Genomic DNA, 12,051 nt, shown 5'->3' on the forward strand with positions numbered 1-12,051 from the left:
CGCCGATAAGATCGCCCGCGATGTCAGAGCTGGCCGAGGACGAGAGCGTCCCCGGACGCCCGCGAGAGTTCATCCAGTCGCTCGAACGCGGCCTGGCCATCATCCGCGCGTTCGGCCCACACGCCCCGGAGCAGACAGTGACCGAGCTGGCAGCCAAGACCGCTCTTACACGCGCCACCGCGCGACGTTTCCTGATCACGCTGATCGAGCTGGGCTACGTGGAGACCGACGGGCGCACGTTCCGCCTCACGCCGCGGGTGCTGGAGCTCGGCTACTCGTTCCTGTCCGGCCTCGGCTTCCCGGACGTCGCCCTTCCGCACCTGGAGCGCCTGGTAGCCCGGGTCGACGAGTCCAGCGAAGCGTCCGTGCTCGATGGCGACGACATCGTCTACGTCGCGCGCGTGCCATCGACCGCGGTGATGACGATCGCCGTCAACGTCGGCGGCCGCATGCCGGCGCATGCGACCTCGATGGGCAAGGTGCTGCTCGCGAGCCTGACCGATGCGGAGCTGGAGTCGTATCTGGAGCACGCCGCGCTCACGCGCTATCTCCCGCGCACGGTGACCGACCGCGACGAGCTGCGAGCGCAGCTGATGGAGGTGCGCGCCGTCGGCTACGCCGTCGTCGACCAGGAGCTGGAGGAGGGGCTCGTGGCTGTCGCCGCGCCGGTGCGCACGCGCGGCGGACGGGTCATCGGCGCGATCAATCTCTCCACGCACGTGGCCCGGCGCAGCGCGGACTCCGTGCGCGCCGAGCTCGTCGAGCCGTTGCTCGCGACGGCGCGGGCGATCGAGGCCGACCTGGCAGGGATGGGCTAGTACCGGGCTTCGGACAGGTAGACGGGCGTGTCGTCGGGGTCGACGAAGTACGCGTAGCGCCAGCTCGCCCCGCCGCCGAGGTCGATCGTCTGCGGCTCGGACCGCAGCTCGAGACCGCGCGCCGCGAGCTCGAGGTTGCGCACGCCGATGCCGAAGTCGAACGGCCCGAGGTGGCCCCACGCGCCGCGCTTGTCGGGTGACGGCGGGAACGATTCAACGGGCTCCATCCCCGCGCCCCAGGGGTTCGTCAGCAGCGACATCTTCATCCGCGGCGCCTCGCCCGACGCGAACCACGGGCCCATCGGCTCGAACACGCCATCGGAGTCGAACACCATGCCGGTGAAGCCGAGCCGCTTGTAGAAGGCCCGCGTGCGCTCCAGGTCCGCCACGCCGAACGCGACGTGGTTGACGCCCTGAGGTCCATCCTGGAACGGCCAGCCATTCTCCAGGTCCAGCCACTCGATGATCTCGATCTTCGTCCCGTCGGGATCGGCCACGTAGGACAGAGAGCACAGGGTCCCGTACGGGTCCAGCGGCGACGTGATGGGCTCCATCAGCGCCGCGTGGCCGGCCGCCACGAGACGCTCGTACACCCGCGCCTGCCCCTGCGCATGGACGCATACCTCGCACACGCCGCGTTCGCCCCACGCCATACCGTCCGGCATGGGCGGCGGCGCCGCGTCAGTGGTCTGCACGAGCTTGACGCCACCGGGGCCGAACACGGTCGGCGTGGTGGAGCGCAGCATCATGACGCGTGCTTCGACGGTGTCGCGGTCGCCCAGCGCGCCGAGGCCGCTCAGCGGACCCTGGTAGTCGAACGCGACCTCGCTGAAGCCGAGCTCGGCCCAGAAGGCCCTCGAGCGTTCCATGTCGGAGACCCCGACCCCGATGTGATCGACGCCCAGCGTCGCCGCGGTGCTCATGTGCGGATGATTGCACTGCATTGCGCGATATGCGAGCATCTGCTCGGAGAGCGAACACGGAGAAGGAGAGACATGTCGTCGACCGCACTGCGCCGTAACGAGCTCGGCTTCACGGAGGTGCTGTTCCAGGCGCTCGCGTCGGCCGCGCCGGGCCTCTCCGTCACGCTCGCGGTCGTCGTGGGCGCGAACTACGCCGGCGGCGCGCTGGGCCTCTCGCTGATCTTCGCCCTTGTCGGCATCCTGCTGGTGGCCACCTGCATCGGACAGATGGCGCAGCGGTTCCCTTCAGCCGCGGGCTTCTACACGTACGTCTCGCGCGGCCTGCACCCGTCGATGGGCCCGATGGTCGCGTGGCTGTACCTCGCGGTCTGGATCGTGTTCCCCTCGACGCTCTTCCTGCCCTTCGGCAACTTCGTCTCGAGCACGCTGCACAGTTCGTGGGGCTGGTCGGAGACGCCCGTGTGGATCGTCTGCGCCGCGCTGTGCATGGTGCTCGTGTTCAGCTTCGTGTACTCGGGCGCGCGCTTCTCGACCAACGTCGGGATCGTGCTGGGCATGACCGAGTTCCTGATCCTCGGCGTGCTCGCGCTGACGCTGATCGCCAAGGCCGGCTCCCACAACACGCTCTCGGTGTTCGGCACCTCGCACGCCGACGTGAAGGGCTTCGCCGGGATGTCGGGCATCTTCGCCGGCATGGTCTACGCCATCTACGGCTTCGTCGGCTTTGAGAACGTCGCGCCGTTGGCTGAGGAGGCCAAGAACCCGCGCCGGTCGGTGATGAAGGCCGCGCTGTTGTCGCCGCTCATCCTCGGCGTCTTCATCATCGTCTGCACGTACGCGGTGACGGTCTACTTCGGCCCTTCGAAGTTCGGCTCGTTCACGTCCTTCAACGGCGGGGACGCGTGGATCGGCGTCACCAAGGAGGTCTGGCACGACGGCTGGTACGTGCTCTGGTTCGCGCTGCTGAACTCGTGCGTCGCGAGCGCCAACGGCGCCACCAACGCGGGCACGCGCCACATGTACTCGATGGGCCGCATCAACCTGCTGCCGGCGAGGTTCGCGCGCACCAGCGAGAAGACCGGCGTGCCGACCACCGCGCTCGCCGTTGTCGCGGCGGTGTCGCTCGTGGCCACGTACGTGACCGGCAGCGTGCTCAGCGGCGGCCCGCTGGAGGCGTTCGCGTTCCTCGGCACGATCGAGACCATCACTGCGATCCTGCTCTACATGCTCGTCGCGCTGGCCGCGCTCGTGTACTTCCTGCGCACGCGCGAGTCGGGCTACAACCCGCTCCTGCACACGGTCGTGCCGATCCTCGCGATCGCCGTCATGATCCCGGCGCTGATGGCGGCCGTCGGCATCGGCTCCGGCGTCTTCTCGTTCATCTCGCCGCTGCCGAGCCCGTTCAACATCGCGGCCTGGATCACCGTCGGCTGGCTGGTGCTGGGCGTCGTATACGCGGTGTGGATCTGGACGCAGCACCCCGACCGGGCACGCGCGACCGAGCACATTTTCATCGACGAGCCGGAGCCGGCCGCCGCGGGCGCCCCCGCGGCGGCCGCGGGGGCCGCGGCGTACCGCTGAGGTGCGACGCCTCGACGGGCAGGGCGCGATCGTCACGGGGTCCGCGCGCGGCATCGGACGCGGGATCGCCCAGGTCCTCGCGTCCGAGGGCGCGCGCGTTGCGATCGCGGATCTCAACCAGGCCGCCGCGGAGGCGACGGCGGCCGAGTTCCGCGACGCCGGCCATGACGCCATCGCGGTCGGCGTCGACGTGACCTCGCGGGAGAGCGTCGGTGACATGGCCGCGGCTGTCCTCGACGCGTTCGGGCACCTGGACATCCTCGCCGCCAATGCCGGCATCTACCCGATCGCGCTGATCGACCAGATCGACGAGCGTGAGTGGGACCGCGTCAACGACCTCAACGCCAAGGGCGCGTTCTTCGCCCTGCAGGCGTGCGTCCCGGCGATGCGGGCGCGCTCCTACGGGCGGATCGTGCTCACCTCCTCGATCACCGGCCCGATCACCGGCCACCCTGGCTACGCGCACTACGGCGCATCGAAGGCGGCGATGCTCGGCTTCATGCGCTCGGCGGCGATCGAGCTGGCGACCGACGGGGTGACGGTCAACGCCGTGATGCCTGGCAACGTGCGCACGCCGGGGCTGGACGAGGCCGGCGAAGAGCACCAGCGCCAGATGATGGCCTCCATCCCGTTGAAGGACTTCGCCGATCCCGAGGACATCGGCTGGGCGGTCCGGTTCCTCGCCTCGCCCGAGGCGCGGTACATAACGGGCCAGACCCTGATCGTCGACGGCGGCCAAGTGCTGCCGGAGACGCCCGAAGCGTTGTAGGGGCGGCAACTCCTGGGGTTGCCGCACTGGAGCATCTGGCGTCGCTGGGCGACCTTCCCTCGGCGATCGAATGGCCGATCGTTGCAGTACGCCGACTCGCCGGAGCGAAGGATGTAGAGCATGGGAGATCTCCCTTCGAGGGTTTCGGGCGGTGGCAGCGTCACCGTCTCGCGCCGGTCGACGGCGACGCGATCGCTACGCCCGCGTCCGCGCTCGACTTCATCGCAGCAGGTCGCCGCAAGCACGCGCCGGCGGCGATCCGCGACGGCTGGCCGTCGATTCTCGTGATCAACCGCCGTGACCGCCTGCTCGAGGACTGGCCGACGCGCGCCGGCCGGGACCGCGACGAGTACCCGCCGCATCGCCACGAGGACTACGTCGGGCCGATGGGTGGGTGCCCGCGGTGATGGTCGGCGAGCTCGTGGAGGCGGCCGACCGTTGGCTGGTGCCGATGGCGGGCTTGACCGTCACGCAGTGTCGGCTCGACTACTCGTTCACGTTGGTGCTCGCTGGTGACGACGAGGGCTCGTTCTATGTCGCAATCGAGGAGCCATTCTCCGTGTCGATGCCGGGAAGCTCTGATGAGGTTGCGCTCGATCCGGAGGGGGAACCGGTGCAGATGGCGCCGCGAAAGCAGAAGCCGGGCACGCAGTGCTGCGTCCCCTGGACATGGGCGAGAAGCATGGAGGCAGCGGCCACAAGCGACCGGGCTGTCAGCGAAGGCGTGCGTCATGGTCGACCGCAGGCGCGTCTTACGCGCCCCGCAGATCACCGGGCCGCGGACGACGCCTCGGCGAAGTAGTGCCCTGCGTCGAGGTCGGCGATCAGGCCGGGCTGCTCGGGCTCCCAGCCCATCCGCTCGCGCGTGAGCGCGCTCGACGCCCTGACGTCGGCGCCGAAGAACACGCCGATGAAACCGAGGTGCTCGACGGCCTCATCAGGCGTGATCGAGCGAGTCGGCACGCCGAGGTGGCGGCCGATGGCCTCGGCGATCTCGCGGGTAGGCACGCCCTCCTCCGCGACGCCGTGGAGCACCGAGCCGGCCATGGCCGACTCGACCGCCAGCCGGAAGAGGCGTGCGGCGTCGAGCCGGTGGACCGCCGACCAGCGGTTGGCGCCGTCGCCGACATAGGCCGCGACGCCCCGCGTGCGCGCGCCGTCGATCAGCATCGGGACGAAGCCGTGGTCGCCCTCGCCGTGCACGGTGGGCGGGAAGCGCACAATGGCCGAGCGCACGCCGCGCTCGGCGAGCGCGAGCGCCGCCACCTCGGACGCCGACCGGTGCGAGGCCCGCGACGCCGGGTCGGGCATGCCGTTTTCGGTTGCCACGCGACCTGGCGCGAGCAGCCCGATGCCGGAGGTCATGACCAGCGGCCGGCCGGAGCCCGCGAGCTCGTCGCCGAGCGCCTCGATGGCCCGCAGATCGGTGCGCCCCGCGCTGTCTATCGCGCTGAAGTCGTGAATGAACGCGGTGTGGATGACGCCGTCCGCGGCGGCGGCGCCGCGGCGCAGGCTGTCGAGATCCTCAAGGTCGCCGCGGTGGACCTCGGCGCCCGCGCCGACGAGCGCCTCGGCGGACGCGTCCGAGCGGGCGAGGCCGACGACCTCGTGCCCCGCGCCGAGGAGCTCCGCGACGGTGGCCGAGCCGATGAAGCCGGTGGCTCCGGTGACGAAGACGCGCATGATGTCCTTCCCTTCGAATGGTTCGATGTCAGTCACTGTCATCGACCGTAGCAGAGCCATGACAGTCTCTGACATAACTAGACTTGGGACATGGGTCGATGGCAGCCCGACAGCCGGGGCCGTCTCGCGGAAGCGGCGTTTGCGCTCTACGCCGAGCGCGGGTTCGAGAGCACGACGGTGGCCGAGATCGCGGCGCGCGCGGGCGTGACCGAGCGGACGTTCTTCCGGCACTTCGCCGACAAGCGCGAGGTTCTCTTCGCCGGCGCCGGCGCGCTGGAGGAGGCGGTCGTGTGCGCGGTCGCCGAGGCGCCCGCCGACGCCACGGCGCTCGACGCGGTCGCCGCGGGCCTCGACGCGCTCGGCGCGGTGCTTCCGGACGACCCCGCCCGGGCGCGCCAGCGCCAAGCGATCATCGCCGCCAACGCCGAGCTCCAGGAGCGTGAGCTGTACAAGCTCTCGTCGCTCTCGGCCACGCTCGCCGAGGCGCTGCGCGACCGCCGCGTCGGCGACCCGGCCGCGACGCTCGCGGGCGAGATCGGCATCGCCGTCTTCAAGACAGCCTTCGAGCGCTGGATCGACGAGGGCGACGACCGCCCCTTCGCCGAGCACGTCCGCGAGGCCACGGCCGAGCTCAAGACGCTCGCCGGGGTGGGCTGAGCCCCGGCCGAGCTCCGAGGCAAGCGGTTGCGACCGCCCACCGATCAACGCCGGCGAGCGGCCACCGGCGGAGCCCGAGGCCGCGTCCGCCGAGGCCCCGAACGGAGCGCTCTCGGCGCCCGGCGAGGACGCCGTGATGATTGCCGAGCGCCGCGCCGACGTTGCCGACCTGAACGAGAGAGCGCGAGCGCACCTCCGCGAAGCGGGCAAGCTCGGCAAGGTAGAGCTCGAGCTGCCGGGCGGCGCGGTCGCCGTCGGCGACGCCGTGGTCATCAAGCGCAACGATCTTCGCCTCAGCGTCGCCAACGGCCAGCGCGGCCGTGTCACCGCTGTCGATCCGGCGGCGCGGGCGCTGACTCTGAAGCTCGGGGACGCGTACGTCCGGCTCGACCGCGCGTGTCTCGACGACGTAAGACGCGGCGGCGATCCGACGCTGCTGCACGGCTACGCCATCACCGGCCACGTCGCCCAAGGCGCGACCGTCGATCGGTCCTTCGTGCTCGCCGGCCAGGGCATCAGCAGCGAGTGGGCCTACGTCGCGCTCAGCCGCGGCCGCCTCACGAACCAGCTTTACCTTCCGCTGACGCGGATTCCGAGCGCGCGGAATTCGCGCCTGCTGAGCACGGAGCCAGGGAACCGCTGGAGCGCCTCGCTGCCGCGCTCAGGACGAGCAGCGCCCAGGTTCTCGCCATCGACAGCGAATCGAGCGCACTCGCGGACCAACGACTCGAGGCTCATGACGCCGCCGAATACCGGCATGCGCTCGAGCGGCGCAAGCTGCGATGGCTGCCGGGACGCCGGCGTGAGCTTGAGCAGGCGCGACGCGACGAGCGCTTCGCAATCGAGGAGCTGCGCCGCGCGCAGCGCGCCGAGGCCGAACGTCTTCACGGGGCGCGGTCGTTCGTCAGCGAGAGGGACCGTGCCGCGAGCAACGACACAACGCTCGACCTCGTCGCCGACCGCGCGACCGAGCGCATTCTTCGACGTGGTCGCGCGCTCGGCCGCGAGCTCTGACCATGCCGAAGGCCATTGCGCGCCCGCTCCAGCCGGTGCCCCGCTACACGCTCACGCGCCGGTCGTGCCTGGGCCAGCGCCCGCTGCGAACGCGCTCGTAGAGGACGTCTGGCGCGAGGTCAGCTCCGTTCGGCCAGACAATCGTGCCCGTCTCAGCGTCGACTGCAACCTCGCTGAAGCCATCCGGTCTACGGGCGTCGGGGAACACCGGTCCACGCATGCGCTCCAGGACGTCGACCTCGCCCTCAAGCCCATCGTCGAAAGTTAAGCGGAGCACGCCGTGGCTGAGGACAGTGACGCGGATGATGTCTCGGCTGAACGCCGTCATTGCGGTGGCTTATCGAAATCAGCGTCTCAACGGGCAGGTGCGCGTTGCCAGTCTCGGCTACCTCGTCGCGGAGTGGGCGGACAGGCGCTTCTGGCAGCTCACGATTCCGGTTCTGCCAATACCAATCACAGTCCGAGCGCCTCGTGAAAACCGCGCTCGAGCAGGCGTTCTCGCAGCTCTCGCGCTACGTCGCCGGCCGCAGAGGGCAGGATCGACAGGCCAGCAGCGCCGATACGCTGAAGGTCCCAGGGCTTGAGGTCGTCTCCGAGAAGGGCGGTGATGATGCGCGCGCCGCGCGGGTCGCCGCCCGGCACGCGGGCGGCGCGCTCTGCGATGCGGTCCGGCTCGTCGAGGACGCCTGCCGCAGCGCGAGCGGTCTCCTCGATCAACGTCAGCCAGTCGTCGTCGGCGATGTGCTCGTTGATGGCCGTCCAGCCGAAGCCCGCGTAGGCCGCAGAGGGGAGGCCGCGGCCGACCAGCTCGCGCCACAGTGCGAGCGGCGTGGCGACGCGCACGTCAAGGCCGGCATCGGCCAGACCCCAGCCGAGCCACTGGCCGGCGTACGAGACCTCGCGATCGCCGGCCTCGACCAGGGCCTCCGCCACGGTATGCACGTCGTAGCCGGGCAGCTCGTGCTGTAGACCGAGCAGGAGGTGCTGCACAGCCTCCTCATGGCGTCGGCGCCCGAGGGCAGCCACGATCGCGTCGCGCTGCTCGATCGCGAGGTCACGGTCGGCGTGGCCCCACTCGAGGTAGAGGTCGACGGTCGCCGCGCCGAGGGCGTCCGGGGCGTTAGCGCCGAAAATGAGGCTCGCGCGTCGCGCGAACCAGTCAGGCGCCGCTTGGCGCAGCCAGTGCAAACGCTGCGCGACGATGGCGCGGGCGTGAAGGCCGTCGGCCCCTTCAAGGGCGAGTGCGTTGTCAACGAGTTCCAGGAGGCGGGCGTCGGGCGGGACGGACCCACCGGCCGCGAACGCTACGTCCAGGGCGCGCATTGACGGGCGGTTGATCGCTTGGGTGAGCGGCTCGCTCGTCGGGTCGTCCACGTGGGGGTTCACGTCGCCCCGGCGCTCGAAGGCGCCCGCGATCTGAGTCCAGGCGCGCTCAGCCACGGCATCGGACAGCATGTCCAGCGGGCCGAGGCGGCCGAGGAGCTGCAGCGCCCCGTCGCTAGGGCGAGTCCAGGTGTTCTGTGGACCGAGAGGGTCTGTGCCGAGGTCGGCGGGCGCCCACGGCTCGGATCGGACGAGTTCAGTGAGCTCGACGAACTGGTCGGCGCGGTCGGCGAGATCCGCCGTCTTCGCGTCAAGCGCGTCGATGAAGGTCGCGATGTAAAGCGGCTCGCGCAGTGCCTGGGTCAGCAGAACGGGATCGGCGGTCAGCCAGTCATCCTGACGGGCATCGATGGCATGGCGCAGCGTGCTGGCTAGGCCCTCGGCGCTGGGGCCCAGGGATGAGGCCGGTGTCGGCGGCCGCCACGCCGCGACGCGTTGCGCGGCATCAGACGGCGACAGCGCGGCGAGAGTGTGGGCGTCGATTGGACTGTTCGTGCCTCGGTACGCGGCGGAGATGCGCATCATCACCCCGTCGTTCGAAGCGGGCGCGAGCGGAAGTTGCGCGCTGGCGGCGTGCCAGGCCGGCGCGGCGTCGGTCGGGATCGCGACGAGCCAGCGGTGGGCGCGGACGAGGTCGTCGGAGACGGTGTCGCGGCCGCCCAGGGAGTCGAGGGTCGCCCGGGTCGGCGGCGGGCCGAGCGCGGCCGCAAGCTTGCGGGCGAGAGCGGGGTCGTCGCCCTGCCCAGCGTCGTCGAGGAGGCGCCGGAGGAGAGAAAGCTCCTCTGGCGATGGCCAGACGTTCGTTCCGATCTGGGTCGCGATGAACTTGCGCGCGGGTGCGTCAGTTTCAGGAAGGCGGTCGAGGAGGTGCTGGGCGACCAGCCGGTCGCTGAGCGGCAGAGGTGGGATCCTGAGGATGTTGAGCCGATCGTCGAGCGCGACGCCGGAGTCGGCGCTGGCGATCGCGCCTTGGCGCAGCGCGGCCGCCGCCAACTCGAGCGGGCGCTGGGCGCCCGTGAGCGAAAGCTCAGAGAGTGGCAGCAGGACGCGCAGGCGCAGTAGCTCCTCGCTCTGCGAGATCTCGCGCGTGCGGTGGGCGAGCATCCTGAGCCAGGCGGCGGCGTTCGCGCCGTGGGTGGCCTGGATGGCGATGGCGAACTGCTCCGCAGCCATGTATGCGTCCAACGAGCCGCGGCGCTCGGTGAGTGCGTGTGTCAGCAAGCGCTGCATCAGCGAACGGACCTCAGTGGTGTCGCACTGAGAGGGCGTGAGTTCGCGGATGAGCGCATCGGCCTGCATGCGCACGTTGGAATCGTCGAGGTGCTCGCGGGCCAGGTCGCGCGCGATCGTGCCGACGTCGCCGCCGACTGCACGGGCGATGCGCAGCAGCTCGGCAGCCTGGCTCGCGTTGAGCTGCTTGAAGGGCTGCCGCGCGAGCCAGGCGCGGACGTCGTCGGGGTCAGACCGCGCGACGCGCATGACGTACGGGCCCGCTGTCCAAGGCTTGTCCGCGGGCGGTGACAGGAGTTGGTCGGCGCAGAGCGCCCGGAACCAGCCCGGGCCGCGCACGCTGTCGAACAGATAGACGAGGTGGCGCTCGTCGCCTAGCCGCCGCTTGAGCTGCGCCACCTGCTCGGGCCCTGGGTCCGCATTGGCCACTAGGTCGTCCATGGCTTCGAGGCGTTCGGACATCGGGCCGAAGAGGTGGCGCAGAATCGTCGTCGTGTCGCTGTAGAGCGCGATGACGTCCTCGGCGGGCGGCGGACTGGTCGCGTGCGTGCCGGCGTTGGCGGCGCCGAGTGCGACGACGAAACGCTCGATGAGGTCGGCGCTAGCTCGCGTCGGCGGAAGGCGGGCAAGTTCGCCGACGACCCGGGCGAGCCGCTCCGCATGAGGCCCCGGCCCGTCGAGTACTTCGGCGAGCTTGCGGATGCTGTCGGCAAGGCGGTCGCGACCGGCGCCGACGGCCGCGAAGCGGCGCACAACGTCGCGTGCCGCTTCGCCCATGCCGTATGGACGCGCGCCGCCGCGCTCGACGATCGACATGAGCGCCTCGCGCAGGGCATACGCGGCATGCTGAGGCGCCGCACGGTCGTCTCCGGGCTCGTTCAGGTGTCGGAGCGCACTGTCGAGGAAGCGCTCCGCTCGCTCACCGTGCTCGCCGAGACGGCGCAGGGCGGTGCGCAATGGCTCGTCGAGAGGTGCGGTCGACATTCGAATTGAGGTTATGCCGCCGCTCGGCGGGTTCAGGATTCATCTCGGGCCTGAAGCACCTCAAGCTGGCATCGCTTCCGGATCGATCGGTCCGTGTACACCATCGCGGAGCACTCGCTGGCCTGGAACAAAGACCAGGCGGCAGCCAGCGAGTGGATGACCGCGTCGCCTCGGTTCTGCACTGTCGACGGCTGTAGCGATCGTCCGTGATGGCGGTGAAGCATGGATCGGAGCGCCGCGGCGCTCAGCTCGAATCCGTGCTGGCGCGCCGAAGGTAGTCATTCAGTCGCTGGGCGGCGTCGTCCTCACGGCTGCGGGAGGAGCTTGACGTAGCGGTTGACCATCTGCAGGTCCGCGTGGCCCATGAACTCCATGAGTTCCTTGATCGTGTAGCCGGCCGCCATCAGGAGTGACGCGTAGGTGTGGCGGCATTCGTGGAGCGTGATGCGGTTGAGGCCGGCGGCGTCCCAGGCGGCGTCGACTCGGGCTGCGATCTTGCCGGACATGACCGAGCGGTCGACGACCTTCCCGGAGAGCGGTCGGCCCCGGCGCTCCCAGGCGGTCACGAGGACGGTGCGGAGGTTGTCGACGATCGGTGGGCGGCGGGACGTGCCAGCCTCGGACTTGGAGCGGCGGACGATGAGGCGGGTCGCGATGTGGTCGCCGTCGAGAACGTCTTCCCAGTCGAGCCGGTAGATCTCGGAACGGCGGAGGCCGGCGTAGAAGGCGATCGCGTAGGGGAGGCGGTCCTCGGGCTCGAGCGCGGCGAGAAGCTGGGCGGCCTCGGCGCCAGGGCGACGCGGAGGCGGGGTTGCTCGTCGTTGGGCGGGAGCTCGACGAGGCGGAGCGGGTTGCGTGGGACGAGGCGGCGGCTCGGGGCGGACGCCCACGCGTAGATGTTCGAGGCGAGCGAGACGTGAGGCAGGCTGGGTTTGACGGAGGCCTTGAGGCGCGGGTTCTGTCCCCGCGGAGAGGAAGCATCCGTTCTGATGTCGCGTCCGAGGAAGTA

General features: G+C 70.5%; 13 protein-coding genes. 6 read left to right on the top strand and 7 right to left on the bottom strand.

Translation table 11 applies throughout. The features are described from left to right. The first annotated feature begins 20 nt into the window (after positions 1 to 20). Entirely contained in the window at positions 21 to 818 is a 798-nt protein-coding gene (locus H958_RS0122770) for an IclR family transcriptional regulator domain-containing protein (RefSeq protein WP_028060336.1), read from the top strand. Here the strand turns inward: H958_RS0122770 and H958_RS47805 are convergent. Further along, on the bottom strand, positions 815 to 1,741 hold the full coding sequence (locus H958_RS47805; RefSeq protein ID WP_028060337.1) for a VOC family protein: 927 nt from the start codon (positions 1,739 to 1,741) through the stop codon (positions 815 to 817). The genes H958_RS0122770 and H958_RS47805 overlap by 4 nt on opposite strands. A gap of 72 nt (positions 1,742 to 1,813) precedes the next feature. Here H958_RS47805 and H958_RS39650 point away from each other — a divergent pair, with 72 nt between their 5' ends. The 4 genes from H958_RS39650 (at position 1,814) to H958_RS0122795 (ending at position 4,893) form a co-directional block, all read left to right on the top strand. Next, the gene (locus H958_RS39650; protein ID WP_051324696.1) at positions 1,814 to 3,322 is read left to right on the top strand and encodes an APC family permease; all 1,509 of its coding nucleotides are present in this window, start codon (positions 1,814 to 1,816) and stop codon (positions 3,320 to 3,322) included. A 1-nt stretch (position 3,323) separates the two neighbouring features. Beyond that, a complete protein-coding gene (gene fabG / locus H958_RS0122785; RefSeq protein WP_028060338.1) occupies positions 3,324 to 4,091 on the top strand; it encodes a 3-oxoacyl-ACP reductase FabG in 768 nt (255 codons plus the stop codon). 284 nt (positions 4,092 to 4,375) lie between these two features. Continuing rightward, positions 4,376 to 4,498, top strand: a complete 123-nt coding sequence (locus H958_RS48790; protein WP_255325448.1) for a hypothetical protein — start codon at positions 4,376 to 4,378, stop codon at positions 4,496 to 4,498. Continuing rightward, positions 4,486 to 4,893 carry a hypothetical protein gene (locus H958_RS0122795; protein WP_028060339.1) on the top strand — a complete coding sequence of 136 codons (408 nt, stop codon included), beginning with the start codon at positions 4,486 to 4,488 and terminating at the stop codon, positions 4,891 to 4,893. Before H958_RS48790 ends, H958_RS0122795 begins: the two co-directional genes overlap by 13 nt. On the opposite strand, the gene H958_RS0122800 is transcribed toward H958_RS0122795, so the two are convergent. After that, positions 4,860 to 5,774 (bottom strand): SDR family oxidoreductase, encoded by a 915-nt coding sequence (locus H958_RS0122800; RefSeq protein WP_028060340.1) that lies wholly within the window; start codon positions 5,772 to 5,774, stop codon positions 4,860 to 4,862. The genes H958_RS0122795 and H958_RS0122800 overlap by 34 nt on opposite strands. Before the next feature lie 90 nt (positions 5,775 to 5,864). On the opposite strand from H958_RS0122800, the gene H958_RS0122805 reads away from it, so the two are divergent. Continuing rightward, entirely contained in the window at positions 5,865 to 6,431 is a 567-nt protein-coding gene (locus tag H958_RS0122805) for a TetR family transcriptional regulator (RefSeq protein WP_028060341.1), read from the top strand. On the opposite strand, the gene H958_RS0122810 is transcribed toward H958_RS0122805, so the two are convergent. The 5 genes from H958_RS0122810 to H958_RS0122835 all read right to left on the bottom strand — a co-directional run bounded on the left by H958_RS0122810 (position 6,406) and on the right by H958_RS0122835 (position 11,932). Next, a complete protein-coding gene (locus H958_RS0122810) occupies positions 6,406 to 6,903 on the bottom strand; it encodes a hypothetical protein (protein ID WP_028060342.1) in 498 nt (165 codons plus the stop codon). The two genes, H958_RS0122805 and H958_RS0122810, sit on opposite strands and share 26 nt — an antisense overlap. Positions 6,904 to 7,001: 98 nt before the next feature. Continuing rightward, positions 7,002 to 7,319, bottom strand: coding sequence for a hypothetical protein (locus H958_RS0122815; protein ID WP_028060343.1), 318 nt, complete (start codon positions 7,317 to 7,319; stop codon positions 7,002 to 7,004). Between the two features lie 169 nt (positions 7,320 to 7,488). Next, a complete protein-coding gene (locus H958_RS0122820) occupies positions 7,489 to 7,773 on the bottom strand; it encodes a DUF2442 domain-containing protein (RefSeq protein WP_028060344.1) in 285 nt (94 codons plus the stop codon). A gap of 125 nt (positions 7,774 to 7,898) precedes the next feature. Further along, entirely contained in the window at positions 7,899 to 11,042 is a 3,144-nt protein-coding gene (locus tag H958_RS0122825) for a hypothetical protein (protein WP_156028186.1), read from the bottom strand. Positions 11,043 to 11,347: 305 nt separating this feature from the next. Next, entirely contained in the window at positions 11,348 to 11,932 is a 585-nt protein-coding gene (locus H958_RS0122835) for a site-specific integrase (protein WP_028060346.1), read from the bottom strand. Positions 11,933 to 12,051 lie beyond the last annotated feature (119 nt).

The organism is Candidatus Solirubrobacter pratensis (genome assembly GCF_000425945.1).
Taxonomy (GTDB): domain Bacteria; phylum Actinomycetota; class Thermoleophilia; order Solirubrobacterales; family Solirubrobacteraceae; genus Solirubrobacter; species Solirubrobacter pratensis.

Bases quoted from the DNA above. Each gene is read 5' to 3' on its own strand.
- H958_RS0122770 (WP_028060336.1), top strand. From the start codon at position 21: ATGTCAGAGCTGGCCGAGGACGAGAGCGTCCCCGGACGCCCGCGAGAG.
- H958_RS47805 (WP_028060337.1), bottom strand. From the start codon at position 1,741: ATGAGCACCGCGGCGACGCTGGGCGTCGATCACATCGGGGTCGGGGTC.
- H958_RS39650 (WP_051324696.1), top strand. From the start codon at position 1,814: ATGTCGTCGACCGCACTGCGCCGTAACGAGCTCGGCTTCACGGAGGTG.
- H958_RS0122800 (WP_028060340.1), bottom strand. From the start codon at position 5,774: ATGCGCGTCTTCGTCACCGGAGCCACCGGCTTCATCGGCTCGGCCACC.
- H958_RS0122805 (WP_028060341.1), top strand. From the start codon at position 5,865: ATGGGTCGATGGCAGCCCGACAGCCGGGGCCGTCTCGCGGAAGCGGCG.
- H958_RS0122820 (WP_028060344.1), bottom strand. From the start codon at position 7,773: ATGACGGCGTTCAGCCGAGACATCATCCGCGTCACTGTCCTCAGCCAC.
- H958_RS0122825 (WP_156028186.1), bottom strand. From the start codon at position 11,042: ATGTCGACCGCACCTCTCGACGAGCCATTGCGCACCGCCCTGCGCCGT.